Source organism: Mucilaginibacter aureus (assembly GCF_053514885.1).
On sequence record NZ_CP170601.1, the window covers coordinates 1,222,443 to 1,246,433 of the forward strand.

Below are 23,991 nucleotides of genomic sequence, written 5' to 3' on the forward strand. Positions count from 1 at the left end.
TTAATATAATAGGGCGATTTTGTTTAATAATTGATAGTGATTACCCGGGCACAAAAATGCCAAATTGGCAAAATGACATGTGTTTTGAGTCGTGTTTTTGAGAAAATGGTAAATATTTTCATTAAAAAACTTGTCATCTCGAGCAATAGTGAGAGATCTTCTATTGTATACCAGTATGCCGGAGAGGATTTTTTCGCTCGCTATATCCAGGCACTATCCCGCTCAAGAGATAGTTCCCTCTCGTACATCGTTCAAAATGACAGCTTTTATATTGCTTAGGTCAGATTCTTAATGCGCTTCCAGCCAGTTACTACCACTACCTATTTCCACCACAATTGGTACAGTTGTTTTAATGGCATTTTTCATATTTTCCATAATAATGGGTTTCACCAGTTCGATCTCGTTTTTGTGGACATCAAACACCAACTCATCATGCACCTGCATCGTCATACGGCTGTCGAATTTACGTGCCTTAAACTCGCGGTGAATATTGATCATCGCTATCTTGATCATATCGGCAGCCGAACCCTGTATCGGTGCATTAATGGCGTTTCGCTCGGCAAAACCGCGCACCGTCTGGTTGGCCGAATTGATATCGCGCAGGTAACGCCTACGCCCCATTAACGTTTGCACATAGCCGTTCTCGCGGGCAAAGTTCATGGTATCGGCCATATATTGTTTAATACCCGGGTATTGCGCAAAGTATTGCTCGATGATTTCAGCTGCTTCCTTACGGGGAATGCCTAAGTTTTGCGACAGGCCAAAAGCCGATTGCCCATAAATAATACCGAAGTTTACCGCTTTTGCATTACGGCGCATGGTGCCGTCAACTTCTTCTAAAGTTTTGCCATACACCTTTGCTGCTGTAGCGGTGTGGATGTCGATGCCCTGAACAAAAGCATCCATCATATTGGCATCCTTACTGATCTCGGCAATAATACGTAGCTCTATCTGCGAATAATCCGCCGATACGATCACATGGTCTTCATTACGCGGGATAAACGCCTTACGCACTTCGCGGCCACGCTCGGTACGGATGGGTATGTTTTGCAGGTTAGGATTAACCGAACTTAACCTGCCGGTAGCAGCCACAGCCTGGTTGTACGAGGTATGCACCCGGCCTGTTTTGGGGTTTACCATCAGCGGCAGTGCATCAACATAAGTTGATTTGAGCTTTTGCAGCTGACGGAAGTCTAAAATATCGCGCACGATATCACTCTTCGCTGCCAACCCCATCAGTACATCTTCGCCGGTTTGGTACTGGCCGGTTTTGGTTTTTTTAGCTTTCGGGTCAAGCAGCAGTTTTTCAAACAGCACTTCGCCCAATTGCTTTGGCGAAGCGATATTGAACCGAACACCTGCTTTTTCGTAAACCGTTTTTTCAAGTTTGGCTATATCGGTTTCCAGTTCTTTCGAAAACTCTTTCAGCGTTTCGTGGTCTATTTTTACACCCTCAAATTCAATATCCGCCAACGCGTAAATTAAAGGGTTTTCAATATCCGTAGCCAGTTTGGTGCCGTTAACTTCTTTTAGTTTAGGTTCAAAAATCTCTTTAAGCTGCAGTGTAATATCGGCATCCTCGGCGGCATATTCTTTTATCTTCTCTATCTCCACATCACGCATGTTACCTTGGTTCTTGCCTTTGGCGCCAATCAGCGTAGTGATGGAAACCGGAGAGTAACCCAGGTAATTTTCCGACAATACATCCATACCGTGGCGGGTATCCGGGTCGATGATATAATGCGCCAGCATGGTGTCAAACAGTTCGCCACGCATTTCAACACCGTAGTATTTCAGCACCAGCATATCAAATTTGATGTTCTGCCCTATTTTGCCGATCGCCTCGTTCTCAAATATGGGTTTAAATTCATCAACTATCGGTTGGATCAAATCACAGTCAACAGGCACCGGCACGTACCAGGCCTCGCCCTTTTTTATGGAGAACGACATGCCTACCAGATCGCATTGGTTAGCATCGGTACCCGTAGTTTCGGTATCAAAACAAATGCTTTTTTGCTGGCTCAATATTTTGATCAGTTCGGCACGTTTCTCAAAGGTATCTGCCAAATGGTATTCGTGTTCGGTATTACCGATGTGTTTTGCCGGCAATGGCTCTTCGTGGATGTCGGTCACGTCAACAGTCATGGTGGTGTGTCCGCCATCAACGGGAGCTCCAAACAAGTCGGTTTGTATGCTTACTGCTTTGGTTTCGGTAATACTAAAGCCATCGCCAAATACACGGCGGCCAAGTGTTCTAAATTCCAGCTCAGCAAACAGCGGCTCTAACAGGTCGCGACTCGGGTCGCACATTTCCAGCCCGGCTTCATCCAGTTCAACCGGCGCATCCAAAATAATAGTCGCCAGTTTTTTTGACATGATGCCCTGCTCGGCAAACTGCTCCACATTTTCGCGCAGCTTGCCTTTTAACTCGTGGCTGTTGGCAATGATATTCTCCATCGAGCCATATTGTTTGATGAGCTGCTTGGCTGTTTTTTCGCCAACGCCGGGAATGCCCGGAATGCCATCAACGGCATCACCCCATAAGCCTAAAATATCGATAACCTGCTCGGGGCGTTCAATTTCCCATTTCTCCAAAACTTCCTTTACACCTAGTATCTCCATTTCGTTCCCCATACGGGCGGGCTTGTAAATAAATATATTTTCGGATACCAGCTGCGCAAAATCCTTATCCGGTGTCATGCAGTAAACCTGGTAACCGGCTTTTTCGGCTTTTTTAGCCAGTGTACCAATGATGTCATCGGCCTCAAAACCATCCGAAGTGATGAGCGGTATGTTAAAACCTAAAACCACTTTGAAGATATAGGGTAAGGCAGTTGCCAGATCTTCGGGCATGGCCTGGCGGTGCGCCTTGTAATCCGCAAAATCGGTATGGCGCTCGGTTGGCGCTTCGGTATCAAAAACCACGGCCATGTGTGTTGGCTTTTCTTTTTTCAAAACCTCTAACAGGGTATTGGTAAAGCCCATTACTGCCGATGTGTTGATACCCGTAGAGGTAAAGCGCGGGGTTTTACTTAACGCAAAGTGAGCCCGGTAAATAAGGGCCATACCATCCAATAAAAAAAGTTTTTTGTTCACGGTGCCTGATTTTTGATCAGTTACAAATTTAGAATTATTGACATGTTAACGAAACATATTATTTTGTTGGCTAACCCACATTTTATAGTTAAGTATTAAAATATAATTCTATTTTTATGATAATTTAAAACATCTCTATAATACCGGGCATGAACAAACTCATCATCCAAAAACGCAGAATAGTTTTATTATTATTAACTGCTTTTACCCTGTCGATTACGGCATGTAAGGTTCAGTTAATATCGGCTTATGATAGCACTATACACACCCAGATAACTACAACCACTACTAATATTGATAGCTTTTATACCCAAATGTTAGCTACCACCACTGCTGGCAATCCTAACAGGGCCTATACTAACTTTGCATCTGCTTATGCTGCTATCGAGGTACAATTACGTTCGTTGTACAACATTAACTGTACACGCGCAAAAAACGCCCAGCAGGATACTATTTGCAAGCTTACGCTTAACCAATGGATAAAATACGAGGCCATGCATAAAACCGCCGGTACACTACAGGATTTCCAGATAACGCTTAACCGCGATTTTATGCTGAGCAAAATGCAGGCTATGGAAGTATCCGAGCGTGTGAAAACCCTTGGGGCCAGCCAAACCAGCACAACAACCACTAACCCTTAAACTATTAAAATATGGCATTTGATATTTCTGCGGTACTTCAAAGCATGGAAGGCGCTGTACAAAGCACAGTCACCACCGCATGGCCGCAGGCGCAAGCGATCTGGTTAACTTTTGAACAGACCAATAAAAATATTTTGGCAGATATGGCCATGGCAACCATCAGCGGCGGCATGACCACCGATCAACTGAAATCGTACCTCGATGATATGAAAACTACCCTGCAGGCTCAGTTGCTGGCCACCGAAGTAATGGCGTTGGCCGTTGCCCAGGCTGCAGCCAACGCGGCCTTGGATATATTCTGGACAGCTGTAAACGCGGCGCTCACCATCATCTAAATGAACAATTGGCTACATGGTCGTTCACCATGCCGGTGGCCTGCATGTGCGCATAGCAAATGGTGGTGCCAAAAAATTTAAAGCCTCGTTTTTTCATGTCTTTACTGATCGCGTCGGATATTTCCGTCCGTGCCGGGATATCGCCCATGCCGGTTACATGGTTTTTGATCGATTTTCCCTCCGGCATAAAACTGTAAAGGTATTTGTCAAACGAGCCAAACTCTTTTTGTACATCTAAAAACAGCTGCGCATTTTTTATGGCGGCAGCGACTTTGAGCTTATTGCGGATAATGCCCTCGTCGTTTAACAAGCGCTCTACATCTTTTTCATTAAATTTAGCAACCTTTTCTACATCGAAATCTGCAAATGCCTTGCGATAATTTTCACGCCTGCGTAAAATGGTGATCCAGCTCAAACCTGCCTGTGCACCTTCTAAAAGCAAAAATTCAAACAATATTTTATCGTCGTGTACCTCTTTACCCCACTCTTCGTCGTGGTATTTCATATACAGTGGATCAGTCCCGCACCATCTACAGCGGATTAATTCATTGGTTGATTGGCTCATTGGTTGATTAATTTAGTGATGTGAAGATAAAAACTAATAATTAAAAAGCTAATTTTTTTAGCAATTCAACACGTGACTAACTCCAGACTAAAGACTCTCGACTCAGGACTAATCCTCACGTAACCAATCCCAGCGCTTAGCCCAATCCAGAAATATAGCACTGCGCCATTTTAAAATGGTTTTTGCTCCTTGTAATTTACCGTCGAATAGTTCAGGATCAGGACGGTCGGTATACCAGTTATTGCCCAGTTTATAGTCGGTTGCCCGCGATTTACCCGGCCACAAATTGTCAACTACAAATTGCCCGCTCTGCTCTGTAAAACCGGGTATCGGCGATGTAACTTTATAGTTTACCGTTTCCGATTGTTTCGGGCAATAGCGCACCACGTAATCGCCATTACCCAGGTAGTAGCCTGCCCAGTTTTGTACACCTATTTTTGCTTTTACGGCCATGGTGATACACGCCGAATCGGGCGAGATATTAATGTTTGGACCTTTAAAATGAAATTCCATTACCGCGCAAACGGTAGCGGTATCGGCAACGGTGGTATTGCGGTTGTAAATAAACCGCGGACTATGATCAAATTTAACAAAGCTGCCGCCCCAGCTCTCCCGCGAAGGGTTGTTCGGGTCGCCATCCATCATGTATAGCAATGACGGCGTATCGCCCATTTTGGGCACACCTTTGTAATAGTTTTTAAAATCCTCACCCAAATATCCCGCGCCCCGGATATACCTGTCGTAATAATCATTGCTCTTTAAACTATCCGGCGCGTTGCTGCTGGAGAAAAAGCCATAGTATGAACTATTATTTTCGATAAACCACAGCTTAGGGAAATTTTGCACGATATAGGCATAACTGTTGGCGCTCCATTTTTTGTTGGGGCCGCCAATCCAGTAAACCCTGATATTTGACACTATCGAGGGGTCATCATGCAGCGCCTGGGCCACATCTTCCAAACCGCCCCAGCCTAATATCCAAAGCGGCTGTGTGCTTTTCTTTTTGGCGCATTTAATGATCCAGTCCGAACCTTCGGTAGCTTTGCCATAACCCTTAAATGGTGCCGCGCCCTGCCTGCCCTGTTTACAAATGGCGCGCAAGGAAGCGGGCGATGGATAATTTTTAATGTGCTTTTCCAATTTAGGCAGATCTTTCTCATACAGATCGATCATCGTTAAAATATTCTGCTTGGTCCCGTAGCCGTAAGACGGCGATGATACCAGCCCCTCAGTTTGAAACTTGTCGCTGTACATCAGAAAATGCGCCATCGATTGATTATCGTCTGGGTCGGTGCCGCCGATATCGGTGCTGATGAGTATGCGTGGTTTAACTGGTACAGGTTTTTGCGCAAATAAACACAACGGAGTTATAACGGCTAAAAAAAGCCACAGAGGTTTTTTCATATCGGGGGCGAACTTTAGACAAATAAAGATGTAAATTTATTACCTTGCAAAAAATACAGGTATATGAAAACTAAAGCACCCCGTATTGCAACCTTTATAGCCGTTTTTGTAATGTTATTTGGCTACACCGTTTGCAAAGATATTTTTAAAATAGGCATTAAAGATGGTAAACAAACCGCTTTAAAAATGCATATGGTGAAAGTTAAATAGCAGCTAAACTAAACCTCGTTCAGCTCATCCCAATACTCAACCGCCCTGCGGTAATGCGGGATAACTATCGAACCGCCAACCAGGTTAGCGATCATAAACACTTCATTCATCTCGTCGTGCTTAACACCGGCTTCGTGGCATTTGCCCAGGTGGTATTTAATACAATCGTCGCAACGGAGCACCATACTGGCTACCAGGCCCAGCATTTCTTTGGTCTTTACATCCAAAGCGCCATCGGCATAGGTGGTGGTATCCAAAGCAAAAAACCGTTTGATATTGGTGTTGGCGGTTTCCATTATCCTATCGTTCATTTTGGTACGATAGGTTTCAAAGTCTTCTATCAATTTTCCCATGGGTTTGGTTATTGTGTTATCAGGTTAATGAGTTATTGCTTTGTCACGAAGCACTAGTGTATTGGTTTTATCTATCGCAAAGGCGTCAAGGCGCTAAGTTTTCCTTTGTGGCTGATCAGCTTTTCCGCTTACCTTTCAATAACATATCCATCGCATGGCTTAACGAACCCGCCTTGATCACTTCGCCACTGTTTACAAAGTATATTTCGTCTGCATTCTCAATGGTATTTAAGCGGTGCGCTATGGTTACTATGGTCGTTTCTTTCGGTAGCTTTTTCAGGATATCGCCCAGTAGCTTTTCGGTTATCGTATCGATATTTGCTGTCGCTTCATCCAATATCAGCAATTCGGGATTGCGCAGTACCGCGCGGATAAAGGCGATGAGCTGCTTTTGCCCTAAACTGATGCTATCCGCACCCTGGGTAACTTTGGTTTGCAAGCCGCTCTCAAACAGGGGCAGCAAGCTTTCCAGGTTCGAGTCATGCAGCACTTTTTCCAGTTGCTCGTCGGTATAATCGCGGTATTCGGCGTTACCGTATAAAATATTATCGCGCAGGGTGCCGGTAAACAAAAATGGTTCCTGTAAAATAAAGCCTATTTTTTTCGTACGTTCATTGGCCGGGTATGAGCGAATGTCGCGACCGCTGAGCATTACCGTGCCGTTTGTAGCATCGTACAGACGCGCAATAAGCGAGGCCGTTGTTGTTTTACCGCCTCCGGTGGGGCCAACCAGGGCATAGGTTTTACCTTTCTCAAATTTTAAGCTGATATTGTGTAAGATCTCTTTATCATCCGAATACGAAAAATGCACGTTACGAAATTCCAGTAAAGGCGCGTTAGCTTCTTCCGCTGCAGCGGGAACCGATGCGAGGTCACTATCCAGGCCCAATATTACCGATATCCTGTCCCAGCTGGCCATTGCAGTTTGGAAACTGGCCCAAAGCGCTGCCAGTTGTCTTAGCGGGTTATAAAAATAGGTAGCATAAGCCAGATATCCCACCAAAAAACCAATGGTAAAATAACCTTTTGATATTAATACGATGCCGTAAACCAGCACCACTAACTGCGCCAGGCTCGAAAACAAGCCGTAAACCGGTACAAAAATATTATTGGCCAAACCTGCGCCAATAGCCGTTGTATAATTCTCCAGATTAGCCTCGTTAAACTTGTTCCTAAAATAATCGCGGCGGTTAAAAGCGATGATTATTTTAAAATTGTTTAGGCTTTCCTGTATCTCGGCGCTCATGCCACCAACGCTTTTTAAGTTAACGGCATTTTTCTTTTTCACCCATGGCGATATTAAACTGGTAAACAGCAATATCAAAACGGCAGGTACCAGGGTTGCAGCGCCAAGCCGGATATTGAGCACCAGTAAAAAAACGCCTGCCCCCGTCATGGTGGCAATACTGCTGATGAATTGCATTAACGATTGCGAAAAGAACTGGTTGATCTTATCGGTATCGTTGTTGATACGCGATATCAGGTCGCCGGTTTTATTTTGATTGAAGAACGAAACCGGCAGCTCCAGCAGTTTATTAAAGATAGTATTGCGCAGCTTAAACAGCAGGCGCTGGCCAACACCGCCCATAATGCGGGTTTGGGCGAAACCACTCACAAACGCCACTGCATAAATGCCAAACAACAAAACTGCCTGCTGCAATACGCCATGATACCTTTGAGCGAGGGTAAACACAGGACCTTTACTATGTGGATCGATGTGGATATAAGTATCTATCGTATCGCTAATGATGCGCGGCCCGGTTAGCAACAAAGTAGCGTTAACTACAATAACCACCAGCGCCAATATCAAATTACGGCGCTCATCGTCTATAAGCTGTAACAGTTTTTTAAGCGCAGCAAATGTTGACGCCTTTTTTTCGGAGGTGTTAAGGCTATTAAGATTGTAATTCATAGTTGCTGGTGCTTTGTTGTGAATTATAGATCTGAACATACTCCGCACTTGTTTTCATCAGATCGGCGTGGGTACCATTGGCAACAATTTCGCCCTGGGTTAAAACAATGATCTGGTCGTAATGCTCAACGGCGGCAATTTTTTGTGTTACCGATATCAGGGTTAAACCCGGGTAATTGCGCTGCACGTTATCTAATATCTTTTTCTCGGTGTTGTTATCAACGCGTGCGGTAAAATCATCCAACAATAAAACTTTAGGGTTAACTGCCAGCGCGCGTGCCAGCATAATCCGCTGCTTTTGTCCGCCCGAAAGGCTCGAGCCACGTTCAGAAACTATGGTGTTCAGGCCATCGGGTAAACCGTCGATAAACTCTTTCAGTTCGGCGGTCTCAATCGCTTTTTCAAGCGACTGATCGGTAACCGTATCGCTAAAGGCAATGTTTTCGCGGATGCTCATGTTAAAAATGATGCTATCCTGGAAAACAAACCCCACCTGGCTATGAAAAGCTTCCGGGTTGTAAGCGCCAATACTGTGGCCGTCAAACAGTATCTCTCCTTCGTTAGCCGGAATTAAGCCCGTTAACAGGTAAAGTAGTTGCGTTTTGCCTGCGGCGGTTGGCCCGATGATGGCAATTTTTGCGCCCGCCTTCACCGAAAGGGAAACCTGTTTTAACGCCGGCTTTTGCCCGTACAATACCGACACATTTTTGAGTTCGATATCGCCTTTCAGCGTTTCGGTTATGATGCCCTCAACTTTAGGCTCCGGCGCATTGATTACCGCGCCGATACGCATGTACGATGAGGTGGCCTGCGCGATAACGTTGCTCATAAAACCGATAACAATGATAGGGAAGATGAGCATGGCCAGGTAACTGTTAAATGCCGCAAATTGCCCCAGTTGCATAGTGCCGTTAATTACAAAGTGTCCGCCCATCGACAGGATGGCAAGCGATGCCATATTGGAGGTAAAAATGATAAAAGGTATCAATCCGGCAAACAGCCGCAAAATAGAAAAACCCAGTGTTTTTGCTTTGGTATTGGCTTCTAAAAACTTTTGATATTCAGGTATCTGCGAATTGATAACACGGATCAGTGCCGAGCCTAAAATACTTTCGTTGATCACTTTATTTAGCCAGTCGATCACCTCGCGGCTTTGTAAAAATATAGCCCTAACCTTGCGTAAAACAAGGGAGAAGGTGATCCCGATGATGGGGATAATGGCAATAACCATTAGCGCCAGCCGCCAGTTAATAGTAAACAGTAAAATGCTTGCGCCGATAATAATGAACACAGACGATGCAATAGATACCACCGCCTGCGAAACGAACAGCTTAATGGAATCGACATCGGATGTTAAGTTAGTTAACAGCTTGGATGGGGCGACCTTTTCGATATAAGCGTGGCTTTGTTTGGATATCTGGGCCGATAGTTTAGTGCGCAAATCGCGGGCAACACGCTCTGAAGCATATGTTTGCACGATGCTTTGCAGGTAGGTTAAAACAAATACCAATACTACTATCCAAATAAAGGTAAATAAAGTACCATACTGATCAAAAGCCCCGGCTATATAGCCATCAATACCTTTGGCAATAATTTTAGGCACCCACAGGTTAATACCGTTGCTAAACAACGATAGTACCACCAGCAAAACCATAAGCCCTTTATAAGGCTTTAGTAAAGTTGTTATGCCCCGCCCCTGGGGCGGCCCGCCTGCATGCGGTTTTTGCGTATCTGCCATTTGCTATTAATTCGTTTCGTTATTACCTTAAAATTGTATACAGATCTGCAATCAATTACCATCCCACTTCAACCGCCGGATCCCAAAGCAGTTTTTTAAAGTTTTTTACCTCGTCGTTCTCCACTTCAACACCTTCGTTTTCCAGCATCTGCTGCATCAGCGTTGGGCTGGCAAAATGGAAACGGCCGGTTAGCATACCGCGGCTATTCACTACCCGGTGTGCAGGTACCGGCGGGTTTAAGCCACCGGCGTGCATCATGGCATAACCAACCATTCGGGCTGTACCCGCTGTGCCTAAAAATTTGGCAATAGCTCCGTATGATGTTACGCGGCCATGCGGTATTAACCGGGCAACATCATACACTTTATCATAAAACGATTCGGCAGCCATATTACTTTAATTAAAATGAAATTATGAGCCTGCTACTTACAACCCGAACAAACAAGGGGCTCAAGGTAGCTCTGTTGATTTAAAACAAATTACGCAAACGAAAATTTAACATAATTAATGTTTTTGTTATCTTTTAAGTATTTACGTTCGTAATAGGTTTTAATTGATAGTACTTCGTCAGCATGTTCAGAATGATACAGATCTTCGGTTTGCGCGTGCTTTTTTAAACAGTGCTGTTCAATAATAGCCACTGTATAAGCATGCAAACCATCATTATCGGTTTTTAAATGGATAAACCCGCCAGGCTTCAGTATCTGTTTATATTTTTCCAGAAACCGCGGCGAGGTTAGCCTTTTTTTCTCGCGGCTCAACTGCGGCTGCGGGTCGGGAAATGTGATCCATATCTCGTCAACCTCGCCGGGCAAAAAGTAATCGGTAATGTTTTCTATCTGGATGCGTAAAAACCCCACATTAGTAATCCCTTCTTCAATTGCGGTTTTTGCGCCGCGCCAAATACGGTTACCCTTGTAGTCTATCCCCAAAAAATTCTTTTCCGGAAACATTTGCGCAAGGTTCACGGTGTATTCACCCTTACCACAAGCCAGCTCCAAAACCAGCGGACTGTCATTTTTAAAAAAAGCCTGGCTCCATTTTCCGGCCATTGGCTTACCTTCGTCCAACTGTAATACATTGGCAAATCCGGCAATTTCTGCAAAACGTCTTATCTTATCTTTACCCACGTTATTTCATAAAAATGCAAAATTAACTATTATTAGCCACTCATAATTACAAGAGTTTATATATTTGAGGAAATACTTTATTTTGGAAAAAGAAGCAAAAATTTATATCGCCGGACATCGGGGAATGGTGGGTTCGGCTATACATCGCAAGCTAATAAAAGAAGGATTTACAAACTTTATACTTCGTTCATCATCCGAACTTGATCTGCGAAACCAGGCGGATGTAACCAATTTTTTTACGGAGCACAAACCTGATTATGTGTTTTTAGCCGCAGCTAAAGTTGGTGGTATCATCTCTAATAACACGTACCGCGGGCAGTTTTTGTACGAGAATTTACAGATACAAAATAACGTTATTCATAACTCTTATATAAACGGCGTAAAAAAGCTGCTTTTTTTAGGTTCAAGCTGCATATATCCTAAAATGGCACCACAGCCCATAAAGGAAGAATATTTATTAACCGGCTCGCTTGAGGAAACCAACGAGCCCTACGCCATTGCCAAAATTGCAGGTATTGAAATGTGCGATGCTTACCGTGCGCAATATGGCTGTAATTACATATCAGTAATGCCTACCAATTTATACGGTTATAATGATAATTACCATCCGCAAAACTCGCACGTATTACCGGCCATGATACGCCGTTTCCACGAGGCAAAAGTTAACAACTCTCCCACCGTAACCATTTGGGGGACCGGCACACCAATGCGCGAGTTTTTATTTGCCGACGACCTGGCTGACGCCTGCTATTACCTGATGCAGAATTATAACGAGCCACGGCTTATCAATATCGGTTCGGGTAAAGAGCTTTCTATTAAGGATCTGGCCCTGCTGGTTAAAAAGGTAATTGGCTATACCGGTGATATTGATTTTGACCTTACCAAACCCGACGGCACACCACGTAAATTAATGGATGTTTCAAAATTGCACAACAAAGGCTGGCACCATACAATTGAGCTGGAAGAAGGTATCGGGTTAGCCTACCAGGATTTTTTAGAAAGAAAATATCCGGTGGTTTAACCGATAATCTAATAAGTTTCGCTTAACGGCGGTATGCCATAATCAACAGGTATATTGCTCTTTTTGGTCCACTTTTGCGGGATAAGGTTTTTGATCGTATCCCATAGAGAAGAAAGGTTTTTTTCGTTGATTAAACCCGAGGCCGATTGAGAAACTAAGCCAACCAGAGTTTTAATTATAAAATTAGACTTACGGAAAATCGTTTTATTTAAAATAAAGGGCAGCACAAACCGCGATACCATGCTGATGATATCATCGGCTTTAAAAAAACCTTCTTTATTGCTGCCAAAACCAGAAAACACGGTACTGATAATTGCCGACGGGCTGCTGAAATGCTGCTTAATGGCAACTTCCTGTTCGGCCTTTACTACCTTTAACCGGGCAATTTCGTTACGCAGATCAGTAATGTTATTAATAGGTTCACTCATGGTTGTGACGGCTCAGGTGTGGGTATAGGTTTAGGCTTTAACAGTTTACGCACCAAAAAGTTAACAATACGTGGCTCAATCAATTTACGCTTAATTTTAGAAACCACTAAAGCCGTAAAAAAGTACAATAAGGTTACACAACCAAAGCCCTCCCAGTACGAACCCAGTACACTACCCAGGTATAAACCCAGGGTAACAGTTGCAAAAAACAAGGTAAACGCGATACATATCAACACAAAAACCTCGGTTATCAGGTTGGCGAAAAAAGATGTGCCTTTTTCAATAGCCTGGTAGCGGGCAAGTTTGATACGGGTTTCAATATATTGCTTAAGCTGGTCGGTTAACCCGGGCTTTGCTTCTTTGGTGTCTTCCATAATTGTATAAGTAAAATAATGCCCGGGTTTATCCGGGCATTACTCATTTATGCGTGTTCAACGTCGTCCTGGTGGAATTCCTCTTCCGCACCTTTCAATTTCGATTTAAAGTTATTGATCACTTTATCCTTCATATTGGTCAGGTTATCGATCTCGGCGGCGGCTGTTTCTTTGATCGAATCGCCAAGGTTTTTTAGCGATTCGGATAATTTATCGCGGGTTTCAGTTCCGGCATCGGGTGCAAATAAAATCCCCAATGCAGCTCCTGCTGCCAGTCCGGCAAGCAAGGCAACTACTACTTTTGTGTTATCGCTCATGATATTGATTTTAATGATTAAAGTTTAGTGTAATATATACTGCCAAAATAACAAATTACTTACGTAATAAACGCCAATATTATGGCTTTGTTTCAAATACTATTCATCAAGTCCGGTATTTGTGTGTATCCTGTCGAGCCTGTCGGCAGCCATGCGATTGGTTTCGTAAATTTCAACCAGCAGCAAAAAGAACGACAGCAATACCGGCCCGAAAACCAAACCCAATATACCAAACAGCGGGATACCCATTACAACACCTATTACCGTGATGAGCGGATGCGTATTGGCCAGCCTTTTATTGATAACAAGCCGTAAAAAGTTATCCATATAACTTATAAATGCAAAGCCATATACCGCTAAAAATACACCCTGCCATGTTTTGCCGTTCAGCAAAAGTATTACGCTGAAAACGATGGATAAAAAAGGCACGCCTACAACCGGTAAAAACGAAATAAATGTGCCTATTACACCCCAAAATATCGGGTCGGCTACGCCAACTATGGTAAGCCCTATTGTAAATAAAATGCCCTGTGACAATGATATGATACCTTGCCCCAATACATTTGAGTAGGTGGCATTTTGCAACTCTTTGGCAAATTTTAAAGCATGCTGTTCTCTAAATGGCGCATATTTGATCAGCGTTGTTTCAAACTCGTTTATTTGCGTAAACATATAATACAGCAGAAAATACAGAATAAGCAGCGTTAAAAAAATATTGGCAGCACTGCCCAGCAGCGATGGAAAAAGTTCGGTAGCATACGAGCCCAGGTTTTTGGTAATGCTATCTACAAAATGCGGCTGGTTTAAGTGCGACCCTGCGAAAGCATCAATTTTTGAAAACCATTCGTGAATAGGAAAATTATTCGATTTTAAATCGCCTATCCTGTCAATGATCATGATGCTGAGCGCCAAAAATGGGATAACGATCACAATAAATGATATGATAATGATCAGTACTGCGGCCCAGCCCCTTCCCCAGCTTTTTTTATCAACCAGATATAAATAAAACGGCCTGAAAATGGTAAAAAGCACAATTGCACCTAATATGGAGCTAAACAATCCCTGTAAAGCATAAATTAAAAAACAGCCTAAAACAATTATACCTACCAGTATAATGTTATTGCGTTGCTTATAGTTAAAGAGTGACATGGCTTATATATTGTATCATATAACAATATAGGGCTTAAATGTTTGCGGTAGTATTAAATTAAAGCAAAGAGGGTGTTATATTTCGTTAAGCAGCTGGTTTATTTTTTTACAGCTATCGTTTATCGTGTCCAAATAAAATTTCTGGTCAGCATTGGTTTCGGGCATCTCATACTCCAGCTGACTAAGCGCCAATACAATATTGGAAAGCTGATTCTTAATATCATGTTTCAACATCCGCACGCTTGCGTTTTCTTCAAATCCATCCATTGCGGTATTATCCATGTTATTTATCCAGGTTATTGGCCTTCATTTTATTGTAAAGCGTTTTCCGGTCGATGTTTAAGATTGCGGCCGCCTTGGTTTTATTAAAGTTAACCTCACGCAGTACACGCAAAATAGTTTCATATTCGGCTTCCATGGCCGCGTTTTTTAAATCGTTACGTGGTACAACAGACGCAGGGGCACTTTGTTGTACTGTATTTTCATAAACGGGCATTTTGTTGTAGCTCGATATTTCTAAAGGCAGCGCCTTTATTTGCACTTCCAACCCTTCTGTGAGCAGCGTTGCCCGGCGGATCACATTTTTCAGTTCGCGGATATTTCCGGGCCAGCGGTAACTCAGCAAGCTTTCAATAACCTCGGGCGAAAAGCTGGCTACGTTGCGGCCAAGCTCTTCGTTAGCCTCCTCCAAAAAGTGGTCGGCAAGTAGCAGTATATCTTTACCACGCTCGCGCAGTGGTGGCAAATTAATACCAAATTCGTTAAAACGGTGGTAAAGGTCTTCCCTGAATTTTCCGTTGCGGATGGCCTCCTGCAGGTTTTCGTTGGTAGCCACAATAATGCGCACATCCAGATCGATCTCTTTAGTGCCGCCTATACGCCTCACCTTACGCTCTTGCACAGTGCGCAGCAATGCCGCCTGTATATCGTACGATAAGTTTGATATCTCATCCAAAAACAGAGTACCACCGTTGGCTAGTTCAAAGTGACCTATTTTAGTACCCAGTGCACCGGTGAATGAGCCCTTTTCGTGACCAAAAAACTCGCTTCCGGCAAGCTCCTTGGTTAGCGATCCGCAATCCATCGCAATAAAAGGTTTATCACGGCGGGTACTATTGAGGTGTATGCTTTTGGCTACCGATTCTTTACCGGTGCCGCTTTCGCCGATGATAATTACACTGTAGGTTGTTGGCGCTACCAGCTCTATCTGATGTACCAGCTCTTTTGATGCGCGGCTGCTGCCCACCACAAAATCGTGCGTGGCTATTTGCTTTTTGGTTTCTTTTACCTCTGTTGCTTCATTTGCCTCGGCCGGACTATCGGATAACGCCATCTGCGTTTCGATGGCTTTGTTTATGGTTGTTAAAATCTCATCGGGGTATAATGGTTTGGTAATATAATCGTAAGCACCCATTTTAATGAGCTCTACGGCCATTTTAATATCAGAGTACCCGGTGATGATGATCACACCGGTTTTAGGATATTCGCTCCTGATCTTTCTCAATATTTCGCGACCGTCGGTATCCTCCAGCCTGAAATCGCAAAGCACCAGGTTATAACTGTTGTTCTTTAAGTATTCGAATGCAATTGACCCCGTTGATGCCGTGGTAACATTAAATCCGTTCCGCGTTAAAAACTTGGACAGGAGTGTGGCTACGTTAACTTCGTCATCAACGATGAGAATATTTTTCATGAGAGCATATTAATTGTACGTATGAAGTTACTACATTTTATTAAATGGGAAAAATATTCTACAATTTTTAACTATGTCATTTACCGCCAATTATATTTTAAAGCACGATTTTGGTAAAGTAAAAACATAAAAAAAGAGGCCTGAGCCTCTTTTTTGCTAACTAATAAATCAAGAATAAATATTATAAACCAAAAGCATAAGCTACCCTTAAGCCAAATGTGCTGAATGAATTGCCATTGGTATAATAAGATTGGGTGTTTTCAAAACGAACACCGGCATCAATAAAGCTTTTGCCGCCAACAGGGAATACCACACCAACTTGCGGTGCGTATACAAACGCTGCTGAGTTGTTAGCTTCAAGATCGTTTTTGTTAACCAGGAACGATGCACCGGCCTCGCCTTGTATATACACGTTTTGTATCGGGAAGTATTTAAGGCCGGCCTTTACAGGTATCAATTGCACATCGGTATATTTTAACGAAGTACCGTTGATTGTTTTGCCGAAAATATTATTGTAGCCGCCGTTAACGGTAACAAATAATTGTTTAACAACCGGGATATCGGCCTGTAGCGAACCGCCTAAGCTCCAGTTGTGGGTATCAGAAAAATCGCCTGTAGGTAAACCTGCGTCAACGCCAACGCTATAACGAATTGAAGAAGATGTTGATGGATTTTGTGATGTTGTTTGTGCTTTAGCACCAAAAGATAATGCTGATACTACTAAAGCTACTGCTGAAATTTTAAATAAAGTTTTCATGTTATTATGTATTAAATTATTGTGTGTTTTAAATCACGCAACAAAGTAACAACACAAAACACATAAGATTTTTCATCCTATTGTAAACATTAATCAATCGATTGATTAATAATAGAATATAATTCTACGATTTTAATAAAAAGTCAGCCCATTGTCAGTAAAATAAGGTTTTTGTCATCTTATCGTCCTTTGAAGGCGGGCTTGCGTTTGTTTAAAAAAGCATCCACACCCTCTTTCAGGTCTTCGGTACCGAAGCATTTGCCAAATTCGGCTATCTCGGTTTCGTAACCATCAACACTATGTTTTAGAGAAGCATTGATAGCGGTGATTGATGCGGCCACGGCAAGCGGGGCTTTCTGCAATATCTTGTTCAATATCTCTTCGGCTTTGGCAAGTAATTGATCGGGGGCAACCACGTGGTTTACAAGTCCCAGTTGTAAAGCCTCGGTCGCGTTAAGCATATCGGCAGTTAAGATCAACTCCATTGCTTTACCTTTGCCAACCAACTGGGTTAAACGCTGCGTACCGCCATAGCCGGGTATTAAACCCAGGGTCACCTCGGGCTGGCCAACCCTGGCATTATCTGACGCGATGCGGATATGGCAGGCCATGGCCAGTTCTAAACCACCGCCCAAAGCAAAACCATTAATGGCTGCAATAACCGGTTTCGGGCCATTTTCGATTAGGTTGAAAACCCTGGTTTGCCCATCCCGTGCAAGCGCCTGGCCTTGTTCTATATTAAAAGCAGCAAATTCGGATATATCGGCACCGGCTACAAAAGCTTTACTGCCTGCCCCGGTTATAATGATACCGCCAACAGCATCATCGGCGAAAGCCTGCGAAACAGCAGTATTTAATTCGGCCAGCGTGGCTTTGTTTAACGCATTCAGTTTGCTTTCGCGATTAATGGTGATGTATTGAATGCGTTCTTTGGTTTCGATCAGCAGGTTTTCGTAGCTCATGATGGTATTAGTTATTGTGTTAGTGGTTATTGAGTTATTAGATCAATAACTTCTAAAAATTCCGGTTTTGTTTTACCCAGCCGGTAATATAGCTTACAATATCTTCGGTACTGGTGCCGGGCGGAAAAAGCTTACCGGCGCCCATTTCATTCAATGCAACAATATCTTTTTCGGGGATGATGCCTCCGCCGGTAACCAGTACATCGTCCATCCCTTTTTCTTTCATCAGGTTAATGATCTTGGGGAAAACCGTCATATGCGCGCCGGATAAAATAGAGATGCCGATAGCATCCACGTCTTCCTGTAAAGCGGTGTTCACCACCATTTCGGGCGTTTGGCGCAGGCCGGTATAAATAACTTCCATACCCGCATCGCGCAGGGTGGTAGCAATTATCTTTGCGCCACGGTCGTGCCCATCAAGGCCTACTTTGGCTACCAGTACACGTATGGGGCGGTTAAACTCGGTGTTAATCATAAAAGTGACGATGGTCCGTTTTGGTAAAAGTAGCAAGAAAAATGGATTGATGGTAATGTTCATCATATTACTGCTTATACTTTTACCTGCCGGTTAATTTGGTTATATTTGTATATGGATGCGCTTGAGGTTTATCCGGAGTACGTAATTGAGGGTATAAGAATATCACTTGACCAGGCTGACCAAGGTCTGTTATTTCCATTTGAAAGTGTTATAGACATGTTGAATAGCGAACAGGCATAGTTTATAAAAATACCGACAAATACCCACCTGCTGTTTAATGATTGAAGGATTGATTGACTAAATTAATTGCAGAGCCGCTCTGTATGATGGGATGCTGAAACAAGTTCAGCATGACGTCTTAAAAAATCCGAAATCGAACATTCGAAATTCGAAATCAAAAAACACCCATTTTTACCCATGTCCTTTATTAATTACCCACATTAATTAACTTTGCCTTACTATGAGCGAAGAACGATCGTTAAATTTTTTAGAAGAAATAGTTGCAGAAGATATTGCCGAAGGCAAAAACGACGGCCGTGTGTTAACGCGCTTCCCGCCGGAACCTAACGGGTACCTGCATATTGGTCATGCCAAATCCATCTGTTTAAACTTTGGGCTTGCGCTTAACTATGGCGGCAAAACCAATTTGCGTTTTGATGATACCAACCCCGTTACCGAAGATACCGAATACGTTGACAGCATTAAAGAAGACGTAAAATGGCTGGGCTTTAACTGGGCCAACGAGCTTTATGCATCCGACTATTTTGACCAACTGTATGCATTTGCCGTTAAGCTGATAGAAGCCGGCCTGGCTTATGTTGACGATAGCACTGCCGAAGAGATTGCCGCACAAAAAGGCACGCCAACAGAACCGGGCACAGGTAATGAATACCGCAACCGCAGTGTTGAAGAGAACCTGCGTTTGTTTACCGAAATGAAAGAGGGCAAATACCCTGATGGTGCCAAGGTGCTGCGTGCCAAGGTTGACCTGGCATCGCCGAACATGCTGATGCGCGACCCTTTGATGTACCGCATTAAACATGCACACCACCACCGCACCGGCGATAAATGGTGCATTTACCCCATGTACGATTTTGCGCACGGCCAAAGCGATTCGATAGAAAACATTACCCACTCGATATGCACGCTGGAGTTTGTATCGCATCGCGATATGTACGACTGGTTTATCGAAAAACTCAATATATTCCCATCGCATCAATACGAGTTTGCGCGTTTGAATATGACCTATACCGTAATGAGCAAGCGCAAGCTGCTGCAACTGGTAAAAGAAGGCCATGTAGAAGACTGGGACGATCCGCGCATGCCAACCATCAGCGGTTTGCGCCGCCGTGGTTACACTCCGGGTTCTATCCGTGAGTTTTGCGAGCGCATCGGCGTAGCCAAACGCGAAAACATGATCGACGTAAGTTTATTAGAGTTTTGCATTCGCGAAGACTTGAATAAAACCGCATGGCGCCGTATGGCTGTGTTAGACCCGGTAAAATGTATCATTACCAACTATCCCGAAGGGCAGGAAGAAATGCTGCACGGCGAAAACAACCCCGAAGTTGAAGGTGGCGATGGTGGCCGCGACATTCCGTTTAGCCGCGAATTATGGATAGAGCGGGATGACTTTATGGAAGAGGCGCCTAAAAAGTTCTTCAGGTTAGGTCCGGGTTTAATGGTGCGGTTAAAAAATGCGTATATTATTAAATGCGATGATTTTGTGAAGGATGCCGATGGCAACATTACTGAGATACATTGCAGTTATATCCCCGAATCAAAATCAGGGCATGATACCAGCGGTATTAACGTAAAGGGAACCATCCATTGGGTGAGTGTACCGCATGCGCACACTGCCGAGGTGCGTTTGTACGAAAGGTTATTTAAAGTTGAAGACCCATCGAGCGAGGAAGGCGATTTTAAAGACTTTTTAAACCCGGAAAGTTTACATATCCAAACTGCATACATTGAGGCCGACCTGGCTCATGCGGAAAGCGGTAAAGGTTATCAGTTTATACGCAAGGGTTATTTTTGTGTGGATAAAACTTCTGCGCCCGGTAAACTGGTATTTAACCGCACCGTTACCTTGAAGGACGGCTGGGCTAAAAAGAATTAAAACCGCTTAATAGTTCAACGTTATGGCCTCGGTAATTGAACCGATGCCATAAGGTACCGAATGATTGCGCTTTGGTTCGGGTTTGGTTGAATGATCAAACCCTAACTGATGGCACCACTCATGTGTTAAATGACCGGCGTATTCGGCAAGCGATACGCTGTTAAACCAATCACGGTAGGTGAATATCTTGCGGGCATTGGTATCGGTATAGCCAATATGCTCATCGCCACCACCGGGTAACAATTCCAGGTGTAGGTCAATCTGTTTGATCTCGGTGCCGCTATCGCCCAGGTTTTGAGTAACGATCTCATAAACCTGGTGATTGCTGTAAGGCTTATCTATCCATTTACCTAAAAACGAACGGCGATAGTGAAACCTGAACAAACCGTCGGTTGTGAATCTCAATACCCGCTCCCTGAATTTTTCGCTGTTCAATATATTGTTAAGCGTATGGTTTGCCGCTTCTACTTTTTTTAACTCTTCGGTGGTAAAACCGCTTGCCGTAGCAATGTTGATCCTGATCATAACTATTGGCCTTAAGTACCTGATATTGTTATTGCTAATATAAGCATTCGTGATTGTATATACCCTAACTAAAAGTAGGTTTCCTTAAAATAATAACACACAAACAATTAAAGTGTTGATACATTTATACCTTTAGATTGTTTTTGTTGCCACTTTTTAAAATTTGATAATTGGTTGTGGTTTAAGCGTCTACTTTTTAATAGAATGATACAAATAACCCTAAAACTTTAAACAGATGTCAAAGTGTAATCACTGATATTTTACCGTGTTTTAACGGGTAACATTCGATTTTTAGCAATTTTACCCCCGTTATCCGGGTTCAAATCTTTAAACTTGCATACAACATTGCGTAAAAATGAGCACACAAGAGCTTTATCAGCATTATATTGAACACCCGGTTATCAGTACCGATACCCGGAATATCATTGCCGGCAGTTTGTTTTTTGCCTTAAAGGGCGATAAGTTTGATGCCAATACCTTTGCCAAACAAGCCATTGAGGCCGGTGCCGCTTACGCGATAATCGACAACCCCGATTATCAAAAGGGCGATCAATATGTTTTAGTAGAAGATGTTTTAACTGCCCTGCAGAACCTGGCCAGGTACCATCGCAGCCAGCTGTCAATACCGGTCATCGGGTTAACCGGATCAAACGGAAAAACCACCACTAAAGAGCTGATCAACGCAGTACTATCGCAACATTATAAAACATACGCTACCAAAGGCAATTTAAATAACCACATCGGTGTACCGCTAACCATCTTATCGATAGATGACAGCATCGAGATGGCGGTAATCGAAATGGGCGCCAACCATCAAAAAGAAATTGAGCTGCTTTGCAGTATCGCCCAGCCCAGCCACGGATTAATAACCAACGTGGGCAAAGCGCACCTGGAGGGTTTTGGCGGCGCCGAAGGTGTTAAAAAAGGCAAAGGCGAACTGTTCGACTTTTTGAAAGCGCATTTAGGTGTAACTTTTGTAAACAATGATAGCACCATTTTAAAAGATATGGTTGCCGAAAGGCAACTAACCAATGTGTTTTATTACGGCCATGATCCAAGCAGTACCGTTAGCGGCGAACTATTGGAAAACGCACCATATCTCAAACTGCAATGGAAGCTGAAAGGCGATCAATACCACACCGTGCAATCTCAGTTAACCGGCGCTTACAACCTGGATAATATATTGGCGGCCATCTGCATCGGTAACTTTTTCGGGCTTTCGCCGGATGAGATCAACAATGGTATTGCCGGTTACCAGCCCAAAAACAACCGATCGCAAATAGCGCAAACCGCCAGCAATACCCTGATATGTGATTACTACAATGCCAACCCAAGCAGTATGGTGGTAGCTATAGATAACATCGGTAAACTGGAGGCCCAACATAAGGTGCTGATATTAGGCGATATGTTTGAACTGGGTGAAGAATCACCGGCCGAACATGTGGGCGTTATTGAAAAGGCCATGCAAACACCTGCAGAACAGCGCATATTTATCGGCCGCGAGTTTTACAAAAGCAAGGATAACGTAAGCGCTACTTTTTACGCCACTGCTGATGATGCCATTGCCGCTTTAAAAACACATCCAATAAAAAATGCCACCATCCTGATCAAAGGCTCGCGCGGTATGGCACTTGAGCGTTTGGTAGATCTATTTTAATATCCTGAATATGAAGAAATTCGTTATTATACTGGTTGTGCTGGCAGCAATTATAGCTGCCTTGTTTTTATTCCGTACATCAAAAAAGAACACCGATGGGTTTACCATCAACGGCACGGTAACCGGTTTTGCAGATAGTACCAAACTATATCTCGAAGATGCCACTCCAGACGAAAAGCTTAACATTATCGACTCAACCCAAATTGTAAACGGCAAGTTTACGCTAAAAGGTAAAGTGAACGGCAAAACCATGAATGTAATGCTCACCACCAAAAACAACGAGGATTATAAGTTTTTGTGGATAGAGAACAGCGACATGGAATTTAAGGCAGATAAAGGCAAATTCAGGGGGGCGGTAATTACCGGATCAGAAACCCAGCAGGATGCTGATAAATTAGAGGCAGCCATAAAGCCCGTAAGCCTGTCGGCCGACAGCTTAAACCAGGCAGCAAAAAAGGATAGTTTTGGTTTTAGCCAGGCCAGCATAGCCAAACAATTCGAGGCCCTGCGTAATAAAGAGATCGCGCTGTCGGCAGCTTTTGTTAAAGCCAATCCAAACTCGATAGTAAGCGCCGAAACGCTGAATACCTATGCATCTTCATTGGGTAAAGATAAAGCCCAGCCTTTATACAATAGCCTTTCGGCAGACGCTAAAAACACCATTTACGGCAAAAGTATTGCCGAATATCTTTCACTCAATAAAAACCTGAAGGTTGGCGACAGGTTTGCCGATTTTATCCAACGCACCCCCGATGGCCGGGACGTTAAGCTATCAGATTACACCGGCAAAGTTGTGCTGGTTAACTTTTGGGCATCATGGTGCGAGCCTTGCCGCAGCGAAAACCCAAACCTGGTTAAGATCTATCATCAATACAAAAACAAAGGTTTCGATATTTTAGGTGTATCGCTTGATGCTGATAAAAAGGATTGGATAGATGCTATATTTCAGGATAAACTGACCTGGACAAACGTAAGCGATCTGAAAGGCGACCGTTGCGTACCAGCCCTGATCTATGGCGTATCGGGTATCCCGGATAATGTTTTGATAGGTAAAGACGGAACGATACTGGGCCGAAACCTGCACGGCCAGGCGCTCATCGATCAGCTGAACCTGGTGTTAAGGTAA

General features: G+C 43.6%; 25 protein-coding genes. 7 read left to right on the forward strand and 18 right to left on the reverse strand.

Annotation, left to right across the window (positions count from 1 at the left end):
• Positions 1–288 precede the first annotated feature (288 nt).
• Positions 289–3,066: a DNA polymerase I gene (gene polA / locus ACFGVR_RS05070; protein ID WP_448703029.1), complete on the reverse strand. Its 2,778-nt coding sequence runs from the start codon at positions 3,064–3,066 to the stop codon at positions 289–291.
• A gap of 179 nt (positions 3,067–3,245) precedes the next feature.
• Here polA and ACFGVR_RS05075 point away from each other — a divergent pair, with 179 nt between their 5' ends.
• Together ACFGVR_RS05075 and ACFGVR_RS05080 are read left to right on the forward strand one after the other, a co-directional pair.
• On the forward strand, positions 3,246–3,737 hold the full coding sequence (locus ACFGVR_RS05075) for a hypothetical protein (protein ID WP_448701565.1): 492 nt from the start codon (positions 3,246–3,248) through the stop codon (positions 3,735–3,737).
• Between the two features lie 11 nt (positions 3,738–3,748).
• The gene (locus ACFGVR_RS05080; protein ID WP_448701566.1) at positions 3,749–4,072 is read left to right on the forward strand and encodes a hypothetical protein; all 324 of its coding nucleotides are present in this window, start codon (positions 3,749–3,751) and stop codon (positions 4,070–4,072) included.
• Here the strand turns inward: ACFGVR_RS05080 and ACFGVR_RS05085 are convergent.
• Positions 4,065–4,637: a DNA-3-methyladenine glycosylase I gene (locus tag ACFGVR_RS05085; RefSeq protein WP_448701567.1), complete on the reverse strand. Its 573-nt coding sequence runs from the start codon at positions 4,635–4,637 to the stop codon at positions 4,065–4,067. The genes ACFGVR_RS05080 and ACFGVR_RS05085 overlap by 8 nt on opposite strands.
• A 108-nt stretch (positions 4,638–4,745) precedes the next feature.
• On the reverse strand, positions 4,746–6,041 hold the full coding sequence (locus ACFGVR_RS05090; protein WP_448701568.1) for a nucleoside hydrolase-like domain-containing protein: 1,296 nt from the start codon (positions 6,039–6,041) through the stop codon (positions 4,746–4,748).
• Positions 6,042–6,104: 63 nt separating this feature from the next.
• Between ACFGVR_RS05090 and ACFGVR_RS05095 the strand changes: the two genes are divergently transcribed.
• Positions 6,105–6,251 (forward strand): hypothetical protein, encoded by a 147-nt coding sequence (locus ACFGVR_RS05095; protein WP_448701569.1) that lies wholly within the window; start codon positions 6,105–6,107, stop codon positions 6,249–6,251.
• Between the two features lie 8 nt (positions 6,252–6,259).
• Here the strand turns inward: ACFGVR_RS05095 and ACFGVR_RS05100 are convergent, their stop codons facing one another.
• The 5 genes from ACFGVR_RS05100 to trmB all read right to left on the reverse strand — a co-directional run bounded on the left by ACFGVR_RS05100 (position 6,260) and on the right by trmB (position 11,385).
• On the reverse strand, positions 6,260–6,604 hold the full coding sequence (locus ACFGVR_RS05100; RefSeq protein ID WP_448701570.1) for a carboxymuconolactone decarboxylase family protein: 345 nt from the start codon (positions 6,602–6,604) through the stop codon (positions 6,260–6,262).
• Between the two features lie 115 nt (positions 6,605–6,719).
• On the reverse strand, positions 6,720–8,516 hold the full coding sequence (locus tag ACFGVR_RS05105; protein ID WP_448701571.1) for an ABC transporter ATP-binding protein: 1,797 nt from the start codon (positions 8,514–8,516) through the stop codon (positions 6,720–6,722).
• On the reverse strand, positions 8,500–10,254 hold the full coding sequence (locus ACFGVR_RS05110; RefSeq protein ID WP_448701572.1) for an ABC transporter ATP-binding protein: 1,755 nt from the start codon (positions 10,252–10,254) through the stop codon (positions 8,500–8,502). The genes ACFGVR_RS05105 and ACFGVR_RS05110 overlap by 17 nt, the downstream gene beginning before the upstream one ends.
• Before the next feature lie 55 nt (positions 10,255–10,309).
• Positions 10,310–10,645, reverse strand: coding sequence for an MGMT family protein (locus ACFGVR_RS05115; protein WP_448701573.1), 336 nt, complete (start codon positions 10,643–10,645; stop codon positions 10,310–10,312).
• 89 nt (positions 10,646–10,734) lie between these two features.
• On the reverse strand, positions 10,735–11,385 hold the full coding sequence (trmB, locus tag ACFGVR_RS05120; RefSeq protein WP_448701574.1) for a tRNA (guanosine(46)-N7)-methyltransferase TrmB: 651 nt from the start codon (positions 11,383–11,385) through the stop codon (positions 10,735–10,737).
• Positions 11,386–11,467: 82 nt separating this feature from the next.
• Here trmB and ACFGVR_RS05125 point away from each other — a divergent pair, with 82 nt between their 5' ends.
• Positions 11,468–12,406 carry a GDP-L-fucose synthase family protein gene (locus ACFGVR_RS05125; RefSeq protein ID WP_448701575.1) on the forward strand — a complete coding sequence of 313 codons (939 nt, stop codon included), beginning with the start codon at positions 11,468–11,470 and terminating at the stop codon, positions 12,404–12,406.
• A gap of 8 nt (positions 12,407–12,414) precedes the next feature.
• Here ACFGVR_RS05125 and ACFGVR_RS05130 read toward each other — a convergent pair whose 3' ends face one another.
• The 9 genes from ACFGVR_RS05130 to ACFGVR_RS05170 form a co-directional block, all read right to left on the reverse strand.
• A complete protein-coding gene (locus tag ACFGVR_RS05130) occupies positions 12,415–12,834 on the reverse strand; it encodes a hypothetical protein (protein ID WP_448701576.1) in 420 nt (139 codons plus the stop codon).
• A complete protein-coding gene (locus ACFGVR_RS05135; protein ID WP_448701577.1) occupies positions 12,831–13,208 on the reverse strand; it encodes a phage holin family protein in 378 nt (125 codons plus the stop codon). Before ACFGVR_RS05135 ends, ACFGVR_RS05130 begins: the two co-directional genes overlap by 4 nt.
• Positions 13,209–13,255: 47 nt before the next feature.
• A complete protein-coding gene (locus tag ACFGVR_RS05140; protein ID WP_448701578.1) occupies positions 13,256–13,525 on the reverse strand; it encodes a YtxH domain-containing protein in 270 nt (89 codons plus the stop codon).
• 99 nt (positions 13,526–13,624) lie between these two features.
• Entirely contained in the window at positions 13,625–14,674 is a 1,050-nt protein-coding gene (locus ACFGVR_RS05145; protein WP_448701579.1) for an AI-2E family transporter, read from the reverse strand.
• A 75-nt stretch (positions 14,675–14,749) separates the two neighbouring features.
• On the reverse strand, positions 14,750–14,956 hold the full coding sequence (locus tag ACFGVR_RS05150; RefSeq protein ID WP_448701580.1) for a histidine kinase dimerization/phospho-acceptor domain-containing protein: 207 nt from the start codon (positions 14,954–14,956) through the stop codon (positions 14,750–14,752).
• A 1-nt stretch (position 14,957) separates the two neighbouring features.
• Entirely contained in the window at positions 14,958–16,367 is a 1,410-nt protein-coding gene (locus ACFGVR_RS05155; protein ID WP_448701581.1) for a sigma-54-dependent transcriptional regulator, read from the reverse strand.
• Positions 16,368–16,548: 181 nt separating this feature from the next.
• On the reverse strand, positions 16,549–17,124 hold the full coding sequence (locus ACFGVR_RS05160) for a hypothetical protein (RefSeq protein ID WP_448701582.1): 576 nt from the start codon (positions 17,122–17,124) through the stop codon (positions 16,549–16,551).
• 179 nt (positions 17,125–17,303) lie between these two features.
• Positions 17,304–18,086, reverse strand: coding sequence for an enoyl-CoA hydratase/isomerase family protein (locus ACFGVR_RS05165; protein ID WP_448701583.1), 783 nt, complete (start codon positions 18,084–18,086; stop codon positions 17,304–17,306).
• A gap of 52 nt (positions 18,087–18,138) precedes the next feature.
• Positions 18,139–18,627, reverse strand: coding sequence for a cobalamin B12-binding domain-containing protein (locus ACFGVR_RS05170; protein ID WP_448701584.1), 489 nt, complete (start codon positions 18,625–18,627; stop codon positions 18,139–18,141).
• 397 nt (positions 18,628–19,024) lie between these two features.
• On the opposite strand from ACFGVR_RS05170, the gene ACFGVR_RS05175 reads away from it, so the two are divergent.
• Complete coding sequence (locus ACFGVR_RS05175; protein WP_448701585.1) at positions 19,025–20,683, forward strand: glutamine--tRNA ligase/YqeY domain fusion protein; 1,659 nt, start codon at positions 19,025–19,027, stop codon at positions 20,681–20,683.
• A gap of 6 nt (positions 20,684–20,689) precedes the next feature.
• Here the strand turns inward: ACFGVR_RS05175 and ACFGVR_RS05180 are convergent, their stop codons facing one another.
• Complete coding sequence (locus ACFGVR_RS05180; protein WP_448701586.1) at positions 20,690–21,208, reverse strand: hypothetical protein; 519 nt, start codon at positions 21,206–21,208, stop codon at positions 20,690–20,692.
• A gap of 355 nt (positions 21,209–21,563) precedes the next feature.
• On the opposite strand from ACFGVR_RS05180, the gene ACFGVR_RS05185 reads away from it, so the two are divergent.
• Together ACFGVR_RS05185 and ACFGVR_RS05190 are read left to right on the forward strand one after the other, a co-directional pair.
• Positions 21,564–22,865, forward strand: a complete 1,302-nt coding sequence (locus ACFGVR_RS05185; protein WP_448701587.1) for a UDP-N-acetylmuramoyl-tripeptide--D-alanyl-D-alanine ligase — start codon at positions 21,564–21,566, stop codon at positions 22,863–22,865.
• Positions 22,866–22,875: 10 nt separating this feature from the next.
• The gene (locus ACFGVR_RS05190) at positions 22,876–23,991 is read left to right on the forward strand and encodes a redoxin domain-containing protein (protein ID WP_448701588.1); all 1,116 of its coding nucleotides are present in this window, start codon (positions 22,876–22,878) and stop codon (positions 23,989–23,991) included.